Annotated in this window: 22 protein-coding genes, 2 tRNA genes and 2 pseudogenes; 6 read left to right on the top strand and 20 right to left on the bottom strand. The window is 29.6% G+C overall.

The annotated features are described in order from the left end of the window. Nucleotides 1–11 precede the first annotated feature (11 nt). The 20 genes and pseudogenes from nusA to mlaF all read right to left on the bottom strand — a co-directional run bounded on the left by nusA (nt 12) and on the right by mlaF (nt 16776). Nucleotides 12–1499, bottom strand: a complete 1488-nt coding sequence (gene nusA / locus FD727_RS02085; protein WP_159938513.1) for a transcription termination factor NusA — start codon at nt 1497–1499, stop codon at nt 12–14. A 24-nt stretch (nt 1500–1523) separates the two neighbouring features. After that, nucleotides 1524–1631, bottom strand: a pseudogene (locus FD727_RS04135) (hypothetical protein); the annotation flags it as partial. Between the two features lie 553 nt (nt 1632–2184). Then, nucleotides 2185–2258, bottom strand: a tRNA-Met gene (locus tag FD727_RS02080). 55 nt (nt 2259–2313) lie between these two features. Beyond that, nucleotides 2314–2397: transfer RNA gene (locus tag FD727_RS02075), tRNA-Leu, on the bottom strand. A gap of 25 nt (nt 2398–2422) precedes the next feature. Further along, nucleotides 2423–2755 (bottom strand): preprotein translocase subunit SecG, encoded by a 333-nt coding sequence (secG, locus tag FD727_RS02070; RefSeq protein WP_159938512.1) that lies wholly within the window; start codon nt 2753–2755, stop codon nt 2423–2425. 221 nt (nt 2756–2976) lie between these two features. Then, the gene (gene glmM / locus FD727_RS02065; RefSeq protein ID WP_159938511.1) at nt 2977–4314 is read right to left on the bottom strand and encodes a phosphoglucosamine mutase; all 1338 of its coding nucleotides are present in this window, start codon (nt 4312–4314) and stop codon (nt 2977–2979) included. Between the two features lie 4 nt (nt 4315–4318). After that, the gene (folP, locus tag FD727_RS02060) at nt 4319–5152 is read right to left on the bottom strand and encodes a dihydropteroate synthase (protein ID WP_159938510.1); all 834 of its coding nucleotides are present in this window, start codon (nt 5150–5152) and stop codon (nt 4319–4321) included. A gap of 80 nt (nt 5153–5232) precedes the next feature. Next, complete coding sequence (gene ftsH, locus FD727_RS02055; RefSeq protein ID WP_159938509.1) at nt 5233–7158, bottom strand: ATP-dependent zinc metalloprotease FtsH; 1926 nt, start codon at nt 7156–7158, stop codon at nt 5233–5235. 171 nt (nt 7159–7329) lie between these two features. Then, nucleotides 7330–7959, bottom strand: a complete 630-nt coding sequence (rlmE, locus tag FD727_RS02050; protein ID WP_159938508.1) for a 23S rRNA (uridine(2552)-2'-O)-methyltransferase RlmE — start codon at nt 7957–7959, stop codon at nt 7330–7332. A gap of 432 nt (nt 7960–8391) precedes the next feature. Further along, complete coding sequence (gene greA, locus FD727_RS02045) at nt 8392–8868, bottom strand: transcription elongation factor GreA (RefSeq protein WP_159938507.1); 477 nt, start codon at nt 8866–8868, stop codon at nt 8392–8394. A 684-nt stretch (nt 8869–9552) separates the two neighbouring features. Further along, nucleotides 9553–10575: pseudogene (cgtA, locus tag FD727_RS02040) on the bottom strand (Obg family GTPase CgtA); the annotation flags it as partial. A 217-nt stretch (nt 10576–10792) separates the two neighbouring features. Beyond that, on the bottom strand, nt 10793–11059 hold the full coding sequence (gene rpmA, locus FD727_RS02035) for a 50S ribosomal protein L27 (RefSeq protein WP_159938505.1): 267 nt from the start codon (nt 11057–11059) through the stop codon (nt 10793–10795). Then, entirely contained in the window at nt 11049–11387 is a 339-nt protein-coding gene (gene rplU / locus FD727_RS02030; RefSeq protein ID WP_159938504.1) for a 50S ribosomal protein L21, read from the bottom strand. Before rplU ends, rpmA begins: the two co-directional genes overlap by 11 nt. A 671-nt stretch (nt 11388–12058) precedes the next feature. Then, nucleotides 12059–13333 carry a UDP-N-acetylglucosamine 1-carboxyvinyltransferase gene (murA, locus tag FD727_RS02025; RefSeq protein WP_159938503.1) on the bottom strand — a complete coding sequence of 425 codons (1275 nt, stop codon included), beginning with the start codon at nt 13331–13333 and terminating at the stop codon, nt 12059–12061. Nucleotides 13334–13389: 56 nt separating this feature from the next. Continuing rightward, nucleotides 13390–13644 (bottom strand): BolA family iron metabolism protein IbaG, encoded by a 255-nt coding sequence (ibaG, locus tag FD727_RS02020; protein WP_159938502.1) that lies wholly within the window; start codon nt 13642–13644, stop codon nt 13390–13392. Between the two features lie 41 nt (nt 13645–13685). Beyond that, a complete protein-coding gene (gene mlaB, locus FD727_RS02015) occupies nt 13686–14000 on the bottom strand; it encodes a lipid asymmetry maintenance protein MlaB (protein WP_159938501.1) in 315 nt (104 codons plus the stop codon). A 2-nt stretch (nt 14001–14002) separates the two neighbouring features. Next, nucleotides 14003–14632, bottom strand: a complete 630-nt coding sequence (gene mlaC / locus FD727_RS02010) for a phospholipid-binding protein MlaC (RefSeq protein ID WP_159938500.1) — start codon at nt 14630–14632, stop codon at nt 14003–14005. A 54-nt stretch (nt 14633–14686) separates the two neighbouring features. Continuing rightward, nucleotides 14687–15169, bottom strand: a complete 483-nt coding sequence (gene mlaD / locus FD727_RS02005) for an outer membrane lipid asymmetry maintenance protein MlaD (protein ID WP_159938499.1) — start codon at nt 15167–15169, stop codon at nt 14687–14689. A 4-nt stretch (nt 15170–15173) separates the two neighbouring features. Further along, on the bottom strand, nt 15174–15956 hold the full coding sequence (gene mlaE, locus FD727_RS02000; protein ID WP_159938498.1) for a lipid asymmetry maintenance ABC transporter permease subunit MlaE: 783 nt from the start codon (nt 15954–15956) through the stop codon (nt 15174–15176). 4 nt (nt 15957–15960) lie between these two features. Next, a complete protein-coding gene (gene mlaF, locus FD727_RS01995; protein WP_159938571.1) occupies nt 15961–16776 on the bottom strand; it encodes a phospholipid ABC transporter ATP-binding protein MlaF in 816 nt (271 codons plus the stop codon). Between the two features lie 935 nt (nt 16777–17711). Here mlaF and kdsD point away from each other — a divergent pair. From kdsD to rapZ, 6 genes are all read left to right on the top strand, one after another. After that, entirely contained in the window at nt 17712–18695 is a 984-nt protein-coding gene (gene kdsD / locus FD727_RS01990) for an arabinose-5-phosphate isomerase KdsD (RefSeq protein ID WP_159938497.1), read from the top strand. Nucleotides 18696–18790: 95 nt separating this feature from the next. After that, nucleotides 18791–19312 (top strand): LPS export ABC transporter periplasmic protein LptC, encoded by a 522-nt coding sequence (gene lptC / locus FD727_RS01985; protein WP_159938496.1) that lies wholly within the window; start codon nt 18791–18793, stop codon nt 19310–19312. Between the two features lie 15 nt (nt 19313–19327). Beyond that, complete coding sequence (gene lptA, locus FD727_RS01980; RefSeq protein WP_159938495.1) at nt 19328–19867, top strand: lipopolysaccharide transport periplasmic protein LptA; 540 nt, start codon at nt 19328–19330, stop codon at nt 19865–19867. A 22-nt stretch (nt 19868–19889) separates the two neighbouring features. After that, the gene (gene lptB, locus FD727_RS01975; RefSeq protein ID WP_159938494.1) at nt 19890–20615 is read left to right on the top strand and encodes an LPS export ABC transporter ATP-binding protein; all 726 of its coding nucleotides are present in this window, start codon (nt 19890–19892) and stop codon (nt 20613–20615) included. Between the two features lie 751 nt (nt 20616–21366). Beyond that, complete coding sequence (gene ptsN / locus FD727_RS01970; protein WP_159938493.1) at nt 21367–21834, top strand: PTS IIA-like nitrogen regulatory protein PtsN; 468 nt, start codon at nt 21367–21369, stop codon at nt 21832–21834. A 68-nt stretch (nt 21835–21902) separates the two neighbouring features. After that, nucleotides 21903–22790 carry an RNase adapter RapZ gene (gene rapZ / locus FD727_RS01965; protein WP_159938492.1) on the top strand — a complete coding sequence of 296 codons (888 nt, stop codon included), beginning with the start codon at nt 21903–21905 and terminating at the stop codon, nt 22788–22790. The last annotated feature ends 768 nt before the right edge of the window (nt 22791–23558 follow it).

Genomic DNA, 23558 nt, shown 5'->3' with positions numbered 1-23558 from the left:
ATTTCCTGTTATTACAAATCATCACCAAACCAACAAATATTACGTGCAGCCATAATTAACATACCTGCCTTTTCATCATTTAATTCTTCAATATCTATCAAATCATCAATGCTTTGTTCAGCAAGATCCTCTAATGAATAGATACCTTTTGACGTTAAACGATACGCCAGTACATGATCTAAACCTTTAAGATTTAAAAGATCTTCATTGGGTTTTTGATTTCTAACATTTTCTTTATTAGCTATTGCTAAAGTAGTTAAAGCATTTTTTGCTCTTTTACGCAAGGTTTCAATGGTAATTTTATCGATGCTACGAATTTCCAACAGTTCATTAATTGGAACATATGCCAATTCTTCTAAAGAGGAGAAACCTTCTTCCACGATTAATTTAGCAAGTTCTTCATCAATATCAAGATGTTTAGTAAAGACGTTAATTGCGGTATGAACTTCAGCTTGATGCTTCCTTTGTAAATCATCAACACTCATGACATTGAGCTCCCAACCACTTAATTGAGAAGCTAAACGAACATTTTGTCCGCTACGTCCAATAGCTTGAGCTAAGCTGCTAGCTTCAACTGCAATATCCATTGTATGTTTATCTTCATCTACTACGATAGATACTACATCTGCAGGAGCCATAGCATTAATAACGAACTGTGCTGGATTATCATCCCATAAAATAATATCAATACGTTCTCCGCCCAATTCACTAGATACTGCCTGCACACGTGCCCCTCGCATCCCAACACATGCTCCAATGGGATCTATACGCTTATCATTAGTTTTCACTGCAATTTTTGATCGTAATCCTGGATCGCGAGCTGCTGCTTTAATCTCAATTACTTCTTCACCAATTTCTGGAACTTCAATACGAAATAATTCAATTAACATTTCGGGTTTAGATCGAGTCATAAATAATTGGGCACCACGAGCTTCAGGACGTACAGCATAAAGTACACCACGAACTCGATCTCCTAGACGAAAATTTTCACGTGGTAACATATCGTCACGAATCATTATAGCTTCTGCATTACTACCAAGATCTAAAGTGATATTATCACGATTAACTTTTTTAACTATACCGGTGATAATATCACCTTCATGTTCACGAAACTGTTCGACAATCATTGCTCTTTCAGCTTCTCTTACTTTATGAACAATAACTTGCTTAGCTGTTTGAGTAGTAATACGATCGAAAGTAACAGATTCAATTCGATCTTCAATATAATCACCTGGATTAAGCGCTTCATTTTCAAAACGCGCTGCACTCAAAGTAATTTCTCGAGTTGGTTGTGTAACTTCTTCAACAATCTGCCAACGACGAAAAGTGTTAAAATCTCCATTCCGGCGATTAATACTAACTCGTATCTCTATATCTTGTTCATATTTTTTTTTAGTTGCAGTTGCTAAGGCACTTTCCAATGCTTCGAAAATTTTTTCACGCGGTAGAGCTTTCTCATTAGAAACAGCCTCTACTACAGCTAAGATTTCTTTATTCATCTTGGTAACCTAAAATTCAAATTTTTAACAGTAAGGGACCAAGTGTGCTGTCTGAATACTGTTCAGCGCGAATACTGCGTTATTATCTTTAATCATTAAGGTGATTATTTCTCCTTTAACAGACTTAATTCGGCCCTTCCAGTTATAGTAATCTTAAATAGGCATTCATAGTACCAAATGTACTTCTTTGCCAATAAAATTCATATAATATTTAGCAATGAAAATATATAACTTTAAAAAAACTTTAATTATGTAATCACTATACTCTTCATATAATAGAATTATTTGTATTATAATAGCAACAATCTACTACTTTAGATTCTCATATTATCACCATTATTAATAATATATTTTAATTATCAATATAAATAACTAAAATTGATATATAATGATAAAACCAATCGGTAACTATTAACTTATGATATAGATAATTATACTATACCAAGAGTAAATCTTTTGATTTAGTTGATAATATAAACCTCCTCTAAGACATAAAAAAAGGGCGCATAGCCCAAAATATTAAAATTTGCTAAAAAACATAAAAAGCAAAATTATATAATTAAATATATTATTATTTTATCATAGAACGGAATAGAACCTATTTTCTATATAACTTATCTAGTATGAATACCTATCTATCATAATGAAAAAATAAATTAATATATGCAGGGAACTCTAAAATAGGTTGCGGGGGTCGGATTTGAACCGACGACCTTCGGGTTATGAGCCCGACGAGCTACCAAGCTGCTCCACCCCGCTACTAGAAGTCATAATACGCTATTCTGATAAAAAATACAACTTAAAAGATATTTGATACCGAGGACGGGACTTGAACCCGTAAGCCTAATGGAGCACTACCACCTCAAGGTAGCGTGTCTACCTATTCCACCACCTCGGTTTTTTAATTAAGACTAGAGAAAATTTCATTTTGGTATATCATTATTAGTTATATCTATTTTAGATGGATAACTCTTAGGCGCAGAATAAATCACATTATTCTTATCCTTTACATTATTTGCTTTAATAGATTTATTACTATGTAAATTTGCTAAAATTAAACTTATAATAAAAAAAAATACCGCTAATATCGATGTCATACGTGTAATGAAACTTGCAGAACCAACTGAATTAAAGAGGATACTAGAAGATCCTGCACCAGATGAAACACTTATATCTGTTTTATTTTTTTGTAAAATAATTAAACTAACAAGACTGATTGCTACAATTAAAAAAATAACTAATAGAACTGAATACATAATCAATCACTTTATTTAATATTTTATTTATGCAGCTATAATGATCGTTGCACAGTATGCATAAACCTTAATCATTATTGACTTCAACAATTATAATAAATATTACCTAAAGGAATATAATTCTGCAAGAATATTTTAAAAAAATTCTGATGTTTAATTAAATTCTTATTTAATATAACTAAATAACAATCAATTACAATGCTTTTATATGTACTAAAGTTTTAAACAGATTTAACCACATCAGCGATTTTATATGCTAATTTAGTAATCTGTTTGTCGTCTTCACCTTCCACCATAATACGAATTACTGGTTCTGTGCCAGATTTACGTAATAGTAATCGGCCATGTCCTCCTAATGTTTTTACTACTTCCGCGCTAATAGATTTTACCATATTATTTTTTAATGGATCATCATTATCATTACGCAAATTTACATTAATTAATACCTGTGGTAACATCTTAACATCTTTACATAGATCATATAAAGTTGTAGAATTACGTACAATAGCAGTAAGTACTTGCAAGCTAGCTACGATACCATCTCCTGTAGTATTCTTATCTAATAAAATAATATGTCCAGAATTTTCTGCTCCCAAACGCCAACCATTTTCTTGCATTTTTTTTAAAACGTAGCGATCACCAACTTTAGAACGGATAAAAGGAACACCCAATCGTTTTAACGCTAATTCTAAACCCATGTTACTCATTAAAGTACCAACAACTCCTCCTTGTAACTGACCATAACGTAACCATTCATGAGCAATAATATAAAGGATTTGATCACCATCTACTTTGTTACCAAAATGATCAACCATCATGACACGGTCACCGTCACCATCATATGCTAAACCTAAGTCTACTTTTTGAGTAAGTACATTTTGTTGTAAGTTATGCAAATTAGTGGCACCACAGGATTCATTAATATTCATACCATTAGGTTTATCAGCAATAGTAATTACTTGCGCACCTAATTCACGTAATACATTTGGAACAATATGATAGGTTGCACCATTAGCACAATCAACCATAATTTTAAGGCCATTAAGACTGACTTCGTTAGGAAATGTACTTTTGCAAAATTCAATGTAACGTCCTGCTGCATCAACAATACGGCTAGCTCGTCCTAACCTAGCTGATTCTACACAAGTAAAAGGTTTTTCCATCTGCAATTCAATTGCTTCTTCTATCTCGTCTGATAATTTAGTTCCTTCAGCAGAAAAAAATTTAATACCATTACTGTCAAAAGCATTATGTGAAGCTGAAATTACAATACCTGCTTCAGCTCGAAATGTACGTGTTAAATAAGCAATAGCTGGCGTCGGCATAGGTCCTGTAAATGCTGCAGATAAACCAGCTGCTGCTAAACCAGCTTCGAGAGCTGACTCCAACATATAACCAGAAATACGTGTATCTTTACCAATTAATACTTTACGTGATCTATGTTGTGCTAGCGTTTTACCTGCGGCCCAACCTAATTTTAATACAAAATCTGGAGTAATCGGAATTTCTCCTACTTTACCACGAATACCATCTGTGCCGAAATACTTACGATTATTCATATCGTTATCCCTTTGCTATTTGTGTAGCTTTCACAATGCACAATGCTTCAATGGTTTCTTTTACATCATGAACGCGAATAATATGCACTTTCTGCATAGCAGCAATAACTGCACAACTAAGGCTGCCTGTTAGGCTCTGTGAAGTCTTAATTTCTAGAAGACGACTAACCATAGATTTACGAGATATTCCTATTAAAATAGGTATTTTAAAACGATGAAAATATTTAAGATTAGCTAATAATTCATAATTATGATGAAGATCTTTACCAAAACCAAAACCAGGATCTAAAAGTAGATTATTTTCTTTAATACCTGCTTCTTTACATCGAGATATTTGAATAGTGAAATATTCATCTACTTCACTTACAATATTATTATAGTATGGAGCATGTTGCATATTACATGGTTCACCTTGCATATGTACAAGGCATATTACTAATCCAGTTTGCACTGCAGCATCTAATGCATCAGGTTTAGTAAGTGAACGAATATCGTTGATCATATGAGCGCCTGCTCGTGCGGCCTCATGTATTACTGTAGATTTTGAAGTATTCACTGATATCCATACTGAAAAGCGTTTTGCTATATCTTCTACTACAGGAATTACACGTTCTAGTTCTTCTTGTAAGCTAATTTCTTCTGCACCTGGTCGTGTTGACTCACCACCAATATCAATAATCGATGCTCCTTCTTTAATCATTTTACTAACATATCCAAGTATATCCGATGATGTATTATGTCTACCTCCATCATAGAAAGAATCTGGAGTCACATTCAAAATACCCATTACTCGTGTGAAAGACAAATCCAGATAGGTATTACGAACGCATAACTTCATAAAATATCCCTCTAGATAAAAATACAAATATATAAGCATAAAAAACCCCGAATTGCCGGGGTTCAATTATATATTAATAGTTATTTATTAAATTTGTTTAGTATATTAGTATCTTGACTTAATGTATGCAAATTGTCTAATTGATGCTGGATTTTAGGTAATTTACTATTCGAGTTTTCAATGTCTCGCTCTTCCCAACCTATTGGCGGACGAACTTCTTTGCGCTTCATTAAATCATCAATTTGTAAAGCATCAATCGTTTCATATTTCATTAATGCTTCTTTCATAGCATGAAGAATATCCATATTTTCATTTAAAATACAACGTGCACGTTCGTAGTTATCATTAACCAACTTTCTTATTTCCTGATCAATAATACGTGCAGTTTCATCAGACATATGTTTTGTTTTAGCAACTGATCTTCCAAGAAATACCTCACTATCTTCTTCTGCATATAGTAAAGGTCCTAATTTTTCTGAAAAACCCCATTGTGTTATCATATTACGGGCTAAATTAGTTGCAACTTTAATATCATTAGATGCACCAGTCGAAACACGTTCTATACCATAAATTATCTCTTCAGCTAATCTACCACCATAAAGCGTTGAAATTTGACTTTCCAGTTTCTGACGACTAGCACTGATCACATCGCCTTCTGGTAAAAAAAATGTTACACCTAATGCGCGACCGCGAGGAATAATAGTCACTTTATGTACTGGATCATGTTCTGGTACTAAGCGACCAATAATTGCATGCCCTGCTTCATGGTAAGCAGTAGATTCTTTTTGTAGTTCAGTCATAACCATAGAACGACGTTCTGTACCCATCATAATTTTATCTTTAGCTTTTTCAAATTCTATCATAGAAACAACATGTTTATTACTACGTGCCGCAAATAAAGCAGCTTCATTAACTAAATTGGCTAAATCAGCCCCGGAAAATCCTGGAGTACCTCGCGCGATAATTATAACATCAATATCAGTTGATAATGGCACACGACGCATATGCACTTTTAAAATTTGTTCTCGTCCTCGAACATCTGGTAAACCAACAACTACCTGGCGATCAAATCGTCCTGGCCGTAGTAATGCTGGATCAAGTACATCTGGTCGATTAGTTGCGGCAATTACAATAATGCCTTCATTACCTTCAAAACCATCCATTTCAACTAACATTTGATTTAAAGTTTGTTCACGTTCATCATGACCTCCACCTAAACCAGCACCTCTTTGACGTCCTACAGCATCAATTTCATCAATAAAAATAATACAAGGTGCAGCTTTTTTTGCTTGCTCAAACATATCACGAACACGTGATGCTCCTACCCCCACAAACATTTCCACAAAATCAGAGCCAGAAATTGTAAAAAATGGAACTTTAGCTTCTCCAGCAATTGCTTTTGCTAATAAAGTTTTACCAGTACCTGGTGGTCCTACCATTAACACACCTTTAGGAATTTTACCACCAAGCTTTTGAAAACGACTAGGTTCTCGTAAATATTCTACTAATTCACTAACTTCTTCTTTTGCCTCGTCACAACCAGCTACATCTGCAAAAGTAGTTTTTATTTGATCTTCAGATAGCATACGTGCTTTACTTTTACCAAATGACATTGCACCTTTTCCTCCGCCACCTTGCATTTGTCGCATAAAAAAGATCCACACACCAATTAGTAAAAGCATAGGGAACCATGAAATAAAAATAGAAGTCAATAAGCTTGGTTCTTCTGGTGCTTCACCAACTACTTTAACATTATTAATTAATAAACTATCAAGTAATTTTGGGTCATTGACAGGAATATATGTCATATATTTAGTACTGTCTTTCTTAATAACGCTAACTTCACGTCCATTAATACGTGCTTCACGAACTTGTTTTTGATTAACATCTGACAAAAAGCTAGAATAATCAACATTACGTCTATTTGATTCGTTGGTCCCAAAACTCTGGAAAATTGACATTAGCACAACTGCTATGACTAACCAAAGAATTAGGTTTTTCGCCATATCACTCAAGGGATTAACCTCATATACAACGGTGTTAACAGACAGTATCGGGTACTATACATCCTTGATACTTAAAATAATGGTGCTAATGATTTTAATTATTTATTTTATACATTAAGATTTATAATTATAATAAATTTATTAGTCATAATTGCTAAAATAAAAGTACAGCTATATTTTATAGCCTTTAGCTACAATATATACTTCACGTGAACGTAACCTTGAAGCAATCGGTTTACAAATCCTAGTTTTTATAAAACTAGAACGAATTTTTTTAAGGTATTCATTAAATCCATTTCCTTCAAAAACTTTTACTATAAAGTTTCCGTTAGGAGCGAGAATACGAGAACAGGTATCTAGCACTGATTCTACTAAATACATAGAACGTAAAACATCAACAATAGGTATACCACTTGTATTAGGTGCCATATCAGACATAACCACTTGTACTTTTTGGTTACCTATATAACTTAATATAGTCTCAAAAACTTTATTATCACAAAAGTCTCCTTGAATAAAATCTACACCAACAATAGGAGACATTGGTAAAAGATCACAAGCAATAATACGACCGTTAGGTCCAATTTGTTGGACTGCATATTGTGACCAGCTACCAGGAGAACATCCTAAATCTATTACTGTTATGTTACTTTTAAAAATATGATAGATGTTCTGTATTTCCTCAATTTTAAACCACGCTCGTGAACGTAATCTTTTTTTTTTAGCAATTTGAACATATTTATCATTAATATGTTCACGAATCCAAGCATTAGAATTGGTTAAACGCCTTTTAATCATCATAACTTTTATTACAGTAAATTAATTTTTATATCGTTATAAAGTTATATAATAATATAAATAAAAGTACATTATTCAAGTATAATCTACTTGACATAGTTGTAGAGTGACTTTTTAAGTTTTAATTAAAATATTCATGATGTTAAACATGTTATATATAATAATAAAATGACATTTAAATAAAATTATTTCCAATATAATATTTAAAAATAGTTTTTCTTAGCTGTCATCTTGTATACTACCATATTATATAATTAAATTAGCTGATTAATTATTTATAGTTTATTGTATTTTATATAAAAGTATATTAAATGAATAACAGGTTACTATCCACCTAAATATTTTAAATAGAAAAAAATTAGTTTTTACTTTATTAATGAATAATGTTTTTATTGTTTATAAGATCTTGTGAATAAAAGATAAATATAATATATCTTATATATATTCTATTTTTAAAATTTCATATTCTACATTACCAACTGGTGTTCTAACAATGGCGATATCATCAATTTTTTTTCCTATCAATCCACGAGCCATAGGTGAATTTACTGATATTAATTTTTTTTTAAAATTAGCTTCATCATCACCTACAATACGATAAGTAACTTCTTCATTTGTATTTATATTTAAAATTGTCACTGTTGAACCAAATATAACTTGTCCCGTTCTAGGTATTTTAGTTACATCTATAACTTGTGCGTTAGAAAGTTTAGCTTCTATTTCTTGGATACGACCTTCGCAAAACCCTTGTTCTTCACGAGCTGCTTGATATTCAGCATTTTCTTTTAAATCGCCATATTCCCGAGCTTCTGCAATAGAAGCAATAATACGAGGACGTTTTACAGTTTTTAATTCTTTTAGTTCATCTCTAAGTTGCTCAGCACCTTTTAATGTCATAGGAATCTGATTCATTTTACTTCCTTATTATCATATATCAAAATTGATTGGTTGTGTTTAAAATAATAATAGTTTTAAAAACTATTATTATTTATAATAAATTAAATAAAATTAATATAATAGTCTTAAGTATAGAAAACACTTTTATTATAAATAAATTTTATATATATAACATATATATGTTATATAATACTTAAAACAAGACATTATTTACATTTTATTTCTAGAAAAAATATTTTTATTCAATCTTTTAAAAGATTTATCTTTAGTTTATTAAAAAATCATTAATTAATATATTTTCATCAGAAAAGATGTATGAAATTGATTTCAATTAAATAAAGTCTATAAAGTAAATTGGAAATTACACAAAATTTTGATGATATTAATCATAAATTATTTATTACTATTTCATAAATAATTTAGACAAATCTATAACTAAACATACAAATCCTATAATTAACTTTGTATCTATTGTATAAAATATCTAAACAGTAAATTTATTATGAAAATAAATAAATATTGATAAAATTATGCATCGTTATTATTTATTTAAAGTAAGTAATTTAACTTAGATAAAAAGCAAAATATTTTTAGTTTAAAAAGTGCATTTTTATACTTATTTTAGATTTATGTATTAAAAATATTATAGCTATGGGTATTTCCTCCCTATAGCTATAAATTAACTAATGGTTCACTTTCTTCTCTTATTTTAGGATGAATATCAATAAATTGCATTATATGATTACATAAATCATAAATACCGTCACCTCGAATAGCAGAAATTAAATAATACTTATCATTCCAATTTATACGATTTATAATATTTTGCACTCTTTTTTCTGCTTCTTCATAATTACTTAACAAATCAATTTTATTAAATACCAACCAACACGGTTTTCTAAAAAGTTTATCACTATATTTTTTAAGTTCATTAAGAATAACACAAATATTTCTTACTGGTTCAGAGCCATCAATAGGCCTAATATCAATTAGATGTAATAAAACGCGACAACGCTCAAGATGTTTAAGGAAACGAATTCCAAGTCCAGCTCCTTCAGCTGCTCCTTCAATAAGTCCTGGAATATCAGCCATAACAAAACTTTTTTCCTTATTTACATAAACCACCCCAAGATTAGGAATTAATGTAGTAAATAAATAATCTGCTATTTTAGGTTTAGCTGAAGATATTGAGCTAATGAGTGTCGATTTGCCTGCATTTGGCATGCCTAATATGCCTACATCAGCTATTAATATTAACTCTAAATGTAAATTACGTTTCTCACCAAGTGTACCTATTGTGTTTTGTCTTGGTGTACGATTTAAAGATGATTTAAAACGAGTATTACCTAAACCATGCCAACCTCCTTTAACTACCATTAATTTTTGACGATGATACGTTAAATCACCTAGTACTTCACAAGTATTTTGATCTCTTACCCTAGTTCCTACGGGCACCTTAATAAAAACGTCTTTACCGCGTCTACCAGTACAATTATGACTTTGACCATTTTGACCATTTTCAGCTTGAAAAAAATTTTTAAAACGACAATCAATTAAAGTATTAAGATTTTCATCTGATAATAGATAAATATCTCCACCATCTCCGCCATCACCACCGTTTGGACCTCCTTTAGGAATATATTTTTCGCGTCGGAAGCTAATACAACCATTACCTCCATTACCGGCAATAACTGAAATTATGGCTTCATCAACAAACTTCATTGTTTCCTCATTATATTTAAATTTTAATAATAATTGATTATAAATAAAATATTTATAATTTTCTAAAATTGATAAATATCAATTTTATTATATTATTTACAACAAGCATTATAGTTAATATATATGAATAGCATTATTACATAATAACTATTTCTTAAATAATACAAAAATCTATAGATTTCATAGATATTAATTTATCATTCAAATACGATTGTATTTAAATATTTTTTGTAGTAATAATACTAATATATTTACGGTTTTTTAAACCTTTTATCTCAAACTTTACAGTTCCATTTGCTGTAGCAAACAAGGTATGGTCACGTCCACATCCCATATTATTTCCAGCATGAAATTTAGTACCACGTTGACGAATAATAATAGTTCCTGCTAATACTCTTTCACCACCAAAATGTTTTATACCCAAACGTTTAGAATGAGAATCGCGACCGTTACGAGTTGAACCACCAGTTTTTTTATGTGCCATTTAACATATCTCCTGTATCAAAACTGATACTAGTAATTTTTACATCAGTGAACCACTGGCGGTGTCCTGTTTGTTTCCTATAATGTTTACGACGACGAAATTTAACAATTCTTATTTTTTTATTACGACCATGAGCAAGGACTTCAGCTTCAATTATCCCTCCTAAAATTAATGGGGTACCAATTATTACGTTATTATTTTTTTGTATAATTAAAATTTGATTAAACTTAATTATTTTACCAGCTTCAATATTTAGTTTTTCGAGACGAATAGTTTGACCCGGGCTAACTCTATGTTGTTTACCACCACTTTGGAAAACAGCGTACATAAATATAAAACTCCGCTTTTTTGTTATCCTATGATTTATTCATTAGGTAAATTATGAATATTGACTATTACATAATAATGTAATGCAACTCTTTAATATAAAATAAAAAACTTTTTGATGCATTGCATAAATAAATTATTTCTAATCAATCAATTACATATATCTAGTTGATTGATCAGTGATTTATATATACAAATAATTAATATACTATATATGACTACTATCATAAATGTTCAATAAATGTATATACTAATGATGCAGTACAATAATTTAAATATATGTATATTATTTACGAATATTAATGTAATAAACACATTAAATATAATTTAAAAACATTAGTTATCTATTTTAGCATTTATAATAATAAGCAAATACATAATTTTACTAGAATTATATCTTTATTAATATCAATAGAATTATTTACAGTTATATTAATTAGAATAACTGTACACAATAATAATTTTTAAAGTTAGAAAATTCTTATAATGATAATTATAATTAATAAATGATTAATTCACGTATGAATGAATTTGTCTTTATAAAAAATAGTAATAATACTTGAAGTATAAAAAATTAATAATTAAATTATTAGGCAATATGAGACAATTTATCAAAATAAGTAAAAATCATGAAATTTTTAAAAAATATAATAGATATTATTAGATCTTTTATTAAGGACATAAATTATTTTTTATACTTATTCGAGTAATTTTTGCACCAATCATTTTTAATTTATTTTGAATACATTCATAACCACGGTCAATATGATATATACGATCCACTAAAGTTATTCCTTCCGCAATACAACCAGCTAATACTAAACTTGCAGAAGCACGTAAATCGGTTGCCATTACTTGAGTACCACAAAGATTTTCTACACCGTAACAAATAACTGTATTATTTATAATTTCTGCATGTGCACCCATACGAATAAGTTCCGGAATATGCATAAAACGATTTTCAAAAATCGTTTCAGTAATTATACCTATTCCCTTTGCTACTAAATTTAGTAATGTAAACTGTGCCTGCATATCTGTAGGAAAACCAGGATATGGTGCAGTACTTACATTGACAGCTTTTGGTCGCTGACCATGCATATCAAGACTAATCCAGTCTTCACCAATTTTAATATCTGCACCAGTATGACGTAATTTTGTTAATACAGAATCTAATATTTTTGGCTGAGTATTTCGACATAACACTTTACCACGAGAAATCGCAGCTGCTACGAGAAAGGTACCCGTTTCAATACGATCTGGTAAAATTCGATAGACACCTCCTGATAAGCTATTTACGCCTTCAATAATGATTTTATCAGTTCCTGCACCATGAATTTTTGCTCCTAAAACAATAAGAAAATTTGCTATATCAACAATTTCTGGTTCACGTGCTGCATTTTCAATAACGGTAATACCAATAGCTAATGTTGCTGCAGTCATAATAGTCACTGTTGCACCTACGCTAATCTTATCCATAATAATATGTGCTCCTTTTAAACGACCATCAACATAAGCTTTAACATATCCCTCTTCTAATTTAATTTTAGCACCTAACTGTTCAAGTCCTTTAAGATGCAAATCTACTGGCCTTGCACCAATAGCACATCCACCTGGTAAAGCAACTTGTCCTTGTCCAAATCGAGCTACTAACGGACCTAAAACCCATATTGAAGCACGCATTGTTTTAACCAGTTCATATGGTGCACAAAAAACATTAACTGCACAAGTATTAATATGGATCGAATCACTATGTTCAATATCTGCACCCATTTGCCGCAGCAGTTTCATGGTCGTATAAATATCAAGTAATTTAGGAACATTCTGAATTTCTATAGATTCTTCTGAAAGAAGAGTTGCAAATAAAATAGGTAAAGCAGAATTTTTTGCTCCAGAAATAATTACCTCTCCATTTAAGCTAGTGGAACCTTGTATGCAAAATTTATCCATTGAAACTGCCTTAATAATTTATTAGCTCTATGTCTATGTATTAACCTTATAAGTAATCAACTATTTAACATACAATGACGTGCCCATTCAGCAGGTGTATAAGTTTTGATAGATACTGAATGAATACGATTATCTGCAATATATTCTATTAGTGGTGCATATACAGCTTGATGTTTTTTTACTCGACTTAAATTATTAAATATTTCACCTATCGCAATTACTTGAAAATGACTATTATCATTGCTTATTACATGTACTGCTTGTAAAGGTAATGATCGCATTAAAACAGCTTGCACTTCAATATTTTCCATTGTTTATTTTCACTTGATTCTAATTTTATCTATAATAGAAATTATAATGATATTGTTTCTTTTTCAGAAACAATAATTTGTTGTAAATTATAAAGAATAATTAATGATTGTAATTTATCAGTAATACCAGTAAAGATTAGTGTATCACCTTGCATTCTTACTATTTCACGTAAATGCACTAACAATGCTAAACCAGCTGAATCAACTCTCTCTAATGCTCTAACATCAATTGTATTAATATTAGTCATTATACTTTTACGTTGTTGCCATAATACCATTAATGTATCTCGATCTAGCTTACCGCTTAGAACTAATTTACTAGAAGTACATTGCCAATGTAATGTTCTGTTGTTCATAATTACGGTATATCCAGTGTAATAGATTGTGAAGAATAAGTTTTTAACTGAGCAGTTAAACCATCAATACCTTTAGTACGAAGTAATTTGCTCCATTCATTTTGTTTTGTAGTGATCATGCTAATACCTTCAGCTACCATATCATACGTTTGCCAACGGTTTGTTTGAGTATTCTTACGCCATTGAAAATCAAGACGAACTGGTGGATGTCCGTTTATTCCAAATATAGTTACACGAATTATTATATTTCTGGCATCACCAATTGGTTGCTCCGGTTGAATTTTATAAGTCTGTCCATGATACAATGCTAAAGTCTGTCCGTAAACCTGTGCTAAATAATCACCAAAAGCTGCAATGTAAGCAGCACGTTGTGATGGTGTTGCCTTACCATAGCAACGACCAAGAACTAGTGCACCAGCATATTTAATATGTACATAAGGTAATAATTCTTCACGTACTATATCACGTAAATAATTGGGATTTTGCTTAATTTTAAGTTGCTCATCTTTCAAACGAGTAAATGTTTTTAAGGCTACTTCCTCCATTAATTTATAAGGATTATTTTTATCTAAAGCTTTAACTGTTAAAGGTATAAGTGCTAGCATAATAATCATTAATAAATATTTAAACATAATTTTTACCTTTTATTATAAATGATAATTATGCTAAATGTTTTTGATTTTTTATTAACCGTTATTATTACAGCTTTTATAAAGAAATTGACCCAAAAGATCTTCAAATGCCATTGTAGGTTTAGTATCACGTAATATTTCACCATCTTTTAACATTTTTGAACCTAATTCAGGGCCATCAAACCCCAAATTTAATGCTATAAATTGTTCTCCTAATAATCCTTGTGTACGAATTGCTAAAGAGCTATTATCTGGAATTTTATTTATATATGCTTTATTAATTGACATAGTGACATATGGCAATAAAGATTTTTTATCTAACGTAATATTAATGACACGGCCAATAACTACTCCTCCAATCTTTACAGGTGAATTAATTTTTAAAGTACCAATATTATCAAAGGTAGCATATAGTTTCCAAGTAAGTTCAGTGCTAAACTCTTTGAGATTAGAAACTCGTAAGCTAAGAAATAGCAATGAAGCTAATGCTATTAACATGAATACACCTACCAATATTTCATTTTTTTTGCTTTGCATAACATCAATTTCCAAACATTAGTGCTGTCAATACAAAATCTAAACTAAGTATAGCTAATGAAGCATGTACCACTGTACGTGTTGTTGCCTGACTAATTCCTTCTGCAGTTGGAATGGAATCATAACCATTAAATAATGCTATCCAATTTGCTGCAATAGCAAAAATTATACTTTTGATTATGCAGTTGACCACATCAGTACGAAAATTTACTGCATTCTGAATTTCAGACCAAAAAAAACCAAAATCAACACCCTTCCAACTTACACCTATTAATATACTTCCTATAATTCCCATAGTAGTAAATATCATTACCAACAAAGGTAAACTTAAAAAACCAGCCCAAAAACGCGGTGATATTACGCGACGGAGAGGATCAACTGCCATCATTTCCATACTAGAAAGTTGTTCAGTAGTTTTCATTAAACCTATTTCGGCTGTTAATGCAGATCCTACTCGACCAATAAATAATAATGCAGTAACTACCGGACCAAGTTCACGTAATAATGAAATTGCAACTAACATTCCTAAACTACTTTGTATATTATAAGTACTTAATATTAAATAACCTTGTAATCCTAAAACCATACCAATAAATAATCCAGATATCCCGATGATTAATAAAGATAATACTCCAATATCATAAAGATGTTTAATTATTAATGATAAGTGTTTACGAAAAGCAGGTTTCCCTATTAATGAATGAAATAACATTAAACCTGCCCGACCGAAACCAGAACAAATTTTAATACCCTTATTACCAAATAAGACTAATATATCTAATAACATCTATTTAGATTCTCCTTATACGAATTAAATCGCTAAGGTAATCACCTGCAGCATAACGAAATGATACTGGACCATCAGCACGTCCTTCAATAAATTGGCGCACATGAGGATTTGGATTTTCCCATAACTCTATTGCATTTCCTTGAGCAATAATATTTTGTTTAGCTATAATATAAGCATGATCGGCTATACTTAACACTTCAGGTACATCATGCGATACTACAATACAAGTTACATCTAATGCATGATTCAATTCATTAATTAATTTTACTAGTACACCCATAGTAATTGGGTCTTGTCCAACAAAAGGCTCATCAAACATGATTAAATCTGGTTCCAATGCAATAGCTCTTGCTAAAGCAGCACGACGTACCATACCCCCTGAAAGTTCTGCAGGTTCTAATTTAGCAGCTCCTCGTAAACCTACTGCTTCCAATTTCATCATTACTGTGCTATGTAATAGAGGTTCTGGTAACTTTGTATGTTCTCGTAAAGGCCAAGCGGTATTTTCATAAACATTAAAATCACTAAAAAGTGCACCGGATTGCAATAACATACTCATTTTTTTGCGCACTTCATATAACTTACTACGCGAAAGAGCTGTGATATTATTTCCACGGAACCAAATATCACCTTTATCAGGATGTAATTGACCGCCAATTAGACGTAATAATGTGGTTTTGCCGGTACCAGAAGGCCCCATGATTGCAGTTACTTTCCCAATGGGAATTGTTAGAGAAATATCGTCGAAAATGACACGATCTCCGCGTGAGAAACTGACGCTACGAACCTCTACTAGATTCGTTTGCTGCTCCATCATCATTTACCTCTTGATATATCAAGCGATTTTTATACTACAAAATAAAACACATGAATGCTAAATGACTAAATTTTATTACACAATAATTTTATAGAAACTTGTTTTGTATTTATAACAAAATTGGATTGTAGTTTGTTTCCACTTTATTAATACGCTTGAATTGAAATTATTATTCAACGTAATATATTATATCTATGATCTAAATCATAAATATATAACTATTAATATGTATGGTATTAGAATGTTATTCTTCTACTTATTTTTATATAAAATTGATCTTTATATGCAATTATCTATTGTTTATGTATGAATTACTATAGCACTGCTATTTTCTTATAGAGATTTATTTTATATTATTATTTTTATAGTTTATTTATAAATATAAATTCATAGAAAAACAATAGGTTATTAAATAAGTAAATGATTTATGCAATATAATTAATTATATAATATCATTAAAATAATATGAATCATGGTCATACATTATATACATGAATTAAATTGCATAGATAAAACTTATTGATTATAAATTATTTATTTTATATTTAACTCGTATTATAATAGACGTTTATATAGTTGTAGTCCTATATATTTATTTAATATAAATGAATGAAAAATAAAGTTAACAAAAATATTTTTAATACAGCAGTTTTTAAAATATTTTATTGCTTAATAAGCAAAAAAATAATCATTACTTATTGAGTCTAATAATATCAATAATTATTTTAAATATTGCACATAATTAATAAAACTTTACACTAAATAGATAATAATCTGCTATCTACCAACCTCTACGATTACTCTATAAAAATTATTATAGTATTAGATATACTACTTAACACATTTCTCTCATGATAATTTATATATTAACTGCATTTATACTGTTAATTTTGATTTTATCTCAATGTCAACACTGTATTAAGGGCAAATTTAACATGTTGAATCAGCAATCAAATTTTGATTATCAATCAGTAGGTAAAAGAGTAGTACGGATCGAGCACGAAAGCATTGAACAACTCGATCAATATATAAATATAGATTTTAGTCGTGCTTGTGAAATGATTCTGACCTGTTGTGGCAAAGTGATAATAATGGGTATAGGAAAATCTGGACATATTGGTAGCAAAATAGCAGCAACTTTAGCTAGTACTGGAACTCCAGCGTTTTTTGTACACCCTGGAGAAGCGTGTCATGGTGATTTGGGAATGGTGAGCACTAATGATATTGTAGTAGCAATATCTAATAGTGGAGAATGTAATGAAATACTTATGCTAATTCCTATGCTAAAACGTCAAAACATACTACTTATATGTATTACCAGTCGTCCAGAAAGTAGTATGGGTCAAGCTTCCGATATACATTTGTGTATAAAAGTACCGCAGGAAGCATGTCCGCTTGGACTATCTCCTACTAGCAGTAGTGCGGCAACATTAGTAATGGGTGATGCATTAGCTGTAGCGTTATTAGAAGCACGTGGTTTTACTCAGCAAGATTTTGCGTTATCACATCCTGGTGGAGCATTAGGTAAAAAATTATTACTACATGTTAGTGACATTATGCATAGTGGACAAGATATTCCCCATGTTACACGTGATACCTTATTACGTGATGCATTATTAGAAATCACTCGCAAAAAACTTGGATTAACAGTTATTGTTGATCATTTTATGAAAATTGAAGGAATTTTTACTGACGGCGATCTACGTCGGGCTTTGAGCTTAGGTATAGATTTTACACTAACTTTTATTCAGGATGTAATGACGCATGGAGGTATTAGAGTACCTCCAAATATGCTAGCTATTGACGCACTTAATTTAATACAAAATAAAAATATAAATGCTTTATTGGTATCTGATGATAATGATAAATTATTAGGAGTAATACATTTACATGATATGTTACGTGCCGCTGTAATATAAAATTATAAAATAATAATTATTATTAAAATTAATATAATTAAAGAAATCTTTATAATTTAAAATTAATATAATTGATCCAATAAAGAGATAGTATTATGATTGAAAGTAAACTTTGGTTGATTTTAGTTTTATTCTCTATAACTTTAATATTTATTATTTGGAAATTTGATGTAAATAATAATAAAATATCAATAAACATTAATGATGATACACCTACTTATACCTGTGAACATATAAAAACTTTGATGTATGACTCTTATGGTCATTTAAATTACAAATTAATGTCAGATAAAATCAGTTATTTTTCATCTAGTGAATTAACCTGGTTCGAACATCCAAATATGATTATATATGTTAAAAATAACAATCCAACTTGGTTCATACATGCCGATAAAGGAAAATTAACTAAAAATTATATCTTGTATCTTTATGGTCATGTTGAATTAGATACATTAATTAAGAATATACAACTTAAGTATATTAAAACTGAGAATGTTCAAGTTAATTTAAATACACAACAAATAATTACTAACGATCAAATCACTTTTTATGATCAATATTTAATTCCTAATATATTTGATAAATATTTGTATAAAAAACGTGCAAACTCTGTTTAAAAAAGATAAGTTCTTATGAAAAAGAAAATTAAGTTAAATAAATTTAGATTATTTATAGCAATAATACTTTTAATAATAAATTCACCAATATTAGCTTTAACAGGAGATACAGATAAACCTATTAATATAATAGCTCTAAAACAACTAATAGATCTGAAGAATAATATATCAATTTTTAACGGAAAAGTAATAGTTACTCAAGGTTCAATTAAAATTTCTGCTCAAAAAGTAGTAGCTTTACGTCTAAATAATCAAAATAATAAAATAACAATTCATGCTTACGGTAATCCAGTGATATTCTCTCAGGTAGAGAACGATGGTAAAATAATTATAGGTAATACTAATGAGTTGAGCTATGATTCTGCTAAAAATTTTATCGAGTTAATAGGGAACGCATCTATTCAAAAGCAAAATAATTATATTAAGGGAGATCGTATTAAGTATTTAATAAAAGAAAAAAAAATACAAGCATATAGTCTAAATCAAAAAAAACGAGTTACTACTGTAATAATTCCATCTCAATTACAAAAAACAAATCATTTATTTTTAAAATAGACAATATTAATTAATTGTTACTATGAATACTTTAATTGCTAAAAATCTAGTAAAATCCTATAAAGGTAGATGTGTAGTAAAAAATATTACTTTAAAATTAATGGGTGGAGAAATAGTTGGATTACTTGGTCCAAATGGATCGGGAAAAAGCACAACGTTTTATATGGTAATAGGTATAGTAGCTCATGATGAAGGTCAAATTAGTATTAACAATGAAGATATCAGTTTTTTACCTCTATATGCAAGAGCACGTCTAGGTCTTGGTTATTTACCACAAGAGTCATCTATTTTCCGTCGTTTGAGTGTTTATGATAATTTAATGTCTGTGTTAGAGATACGTAAAGATTTAAATAAAAAACAATGCAAAATTATTGCTAATGAATTAATGGAAGAGTTTAATATTACATATCTTTTTAAAAATATTGGTCAAACATTATCTGGTGGTGAACGTCGAAGGGTAGAAATTGCTCGTACACTAGCAGCTAATCCTAAATTTATTTTATTAGATGAACCTTTTGCAGGAATTGACCCAATATCAGTAATAGATATTAAAAAAATTATTGAACAATTGCGTAGTAAAGGTTTAGGAATTTTAATAACTGATCATAATGTAAGAGAAACTCTTAGTGTGTGTAAACGAGCATATATTATTAATCAAGGTTCTATGATAGCACAAGGTATACCGAACTTACTTCTTTCAAATAAAGAAGTAAAACACGTGTATTTAGGAGAAAATTTCACTTTATAAATTATTTATATTTAATATTAAATTATGAAATTTAATATATATTGATTAATTTTATACATATATATTACATATAGTAATATATAATATATCGTTAATATGATTTTAAATTTAATCATCACATAATTAAATTAAATCTTAATAAACTATTCAAAACAAACATAGACACATATGTGTATTAATGAGGAAAATACTATATAAATTTTGAATAAGCAAAATATTTTTTGGTATTTAATAAATTTTTATATGTAATTATTTAAATAATCTTTGAAAAATATTTAAATAAATATTGCTATATTTTATCAAAAATTTGATTAATGTGTATGAAAATACATTCATTTTAAATAAAAATTATTTATTTAAATATTTTAAAGGTTCTAAGTATATGTATCATATTTGAATATATATATATATATATTCAATCTAAAATAGTAAAATAGTTCAGATAAATATTAATATTCATATACTAATTTTAATAATATATACACTATATATGTAAAAAAAAATGAAAAATAATACAGTTAATTATTTAGATTTTTTAATATTAAGTAATTAAACTAAATCACTAAAATATGCTAACTTACTGCAGGTTTGCAGAGTACTATGCAGTTTGTGGATCACAATAATACAAATGGGGCGATTAATTCGCCCCATTTGTATTCTGTACAAACTACTTTAGGTAAACTACAATTTTTCGCTTTACGATAAAATTGAATCATCCTTTTGAGTATGTAAACTAGCAAGTGAAACAAATATGAACAACGATTTAACGATAGAATTAAGCTCGGTTCTTTCTCAGGACTGTACTCGCAGTGGTATACACTGTAAAAGTAAAAAACATGCACTAGAAATTATTAGTGAATTAGCTTCTAAGCAAATTAATTTACCATATCAAAAACTTTTTAAAGCAATTTTAACTCGCGAACGTATGGGTAGCACTGGCATTGGGAATGGTATAGCTATTCCTCATGGAAAATTAGAAACGGATAGATTATGTGCTGTAGGTGTACTAATTAGTCTTGATCAACCAATTGCTTTCAACGCTGTTGATAATCAACCTGTAGATTTATTATTTGCTCTTTTAGTCCCAGCAAATCAATGCAAAACACATTTACATACTTTATCGCTAGTCGCAAAACGCTTAACCGATAAAACAGTTTGTAAAAATTTACGTGCAGCACAAAATGATGCTGAACTTTATGCAATTATTACAGAATCATAAATAGTCTAATCTCAGAAAACAAAAGCTCTTACCGGAATTTATATACTGGTTTAAATGGAGAAAATGCAATGGTGATGATGATCGTCAGCGGACGCTCTGGTTCAGGAAAATCAGTTGCACTGCGTGTACTTGAAGATATGGGCTTCTATTGTGTTGATAATTTACCAATACAAATGTTACCTGAATTAGCAAATACTTTAATGAAGCGTAGTATATCCGCGGCGGTTAGTATTGATGTTCGTAACATGCCTGAATCACCAGAAATCTTTGATAAAGTAATTAATAATTTATCCAATTCTTATTCACCGCAATTACTATTTCTAGATGCTGATTGCAAAACACTCATCCGTCGTTATAGCGATACGCGACGACTTCATCCACTCTCTAGTAAAACTTTATCATTAGAACATGCTATAGATGAAGAAAATAATTTACTTAAATGTCTTCGTTCGCGTGCAGATTTAATCATTGATACATCAGAAATGTCTGTACATAAATTAGCAGAAATATTACGTACCCGTTTATTGGGTAAACATGGACGTGAACTTACAATAGTATTTGAATCTTTTGGTTTTAAATACGGTATTCCTATGGATGCAGATTATGTTTTTGATGTACGTTTTCTTCCAAATCCTCACTGGGATCCTAAATTGCGTTCTATGACAGGTCTAAATCGTCTAGTCATAGCATTTATGGATTGTCACAATGAAGTACGCAATTTTATTTATCAAACACGTAATTATTTAGAAATTTGGCTCCCTATGTTAGAAAACAATAATCGAAGTTATCTTACTGTAGCTATTGGTTGTACAGGAGGTAAACATCGATCGGTCTATATAGTTGAACAGTTAGCCACTTATTTCCGCTCATGCGGTAAAAATGTATTAATACGCCATCGTACCCTAGAAAAAGTCATAAATTATAGACGTAAAGCACAAACTTGTACATTAAGTTAAGACATGAATTACATTACTTATTTAATATTAAGATTAATTATAATAATACAATTTTATTATTATAATAATATACCACTACTTAATTAAATCTTCATTGTATCATTTTTATAAATGAGCAAATGTTATAAATAATGTAAATATAAATTATTTTAATAAAAATAGCTCAAAATATATATAGATAAAATTAATAATTAATTTATATAATATATATAATATATTATATAAATAAACTTTAAATTAATTGATTTCTCTAGACAAATATGTCACATCTTTATTTACTTTAATTTCCACTCGAAATTAAATTTTCATATTTCAGTCAGTAGTCAAAAATTACCTTTAGTCATATCTATATTTTATTTTTTTAATTTCGGTGATGTCTCAAAGGAATATATCGGTAAATGCCTGGACTAGTCATAAAGATACTATTTACAAAGTTTGATCACATTCAATTTTTCTTTTGAGCCGAAATTCATTATGGATTTTTTAAATAAATGTTTGGAGGATTCGGTTTTTTTGAGATATGACATCCTTCTTCCCGACCAGCGATATGGAAACGGATCAAAGAGTTAAGCTATGTTTCTTTCAAGAGGGTACCAAAACAACCATGTATCGATTACATTGTTAACTAATTATGTTTTTGGGCTAATATCAAGTGGATCTAAATCTTGAACGATCGTCAAATTCCTGCTCAAGTTTTTGTGGAAGTAAAACAAGCTGTGGAGTGTCTCATCGAAGATAGTAAAGGGTACGTTGTCATGATAATTACGA

It is taken from the genome of Pantoea sp. Mhis (genome assembly GCF_009830015.1).
This window is presented reverse-complemented; position numbering and strand designations above follow the sequence as displayed.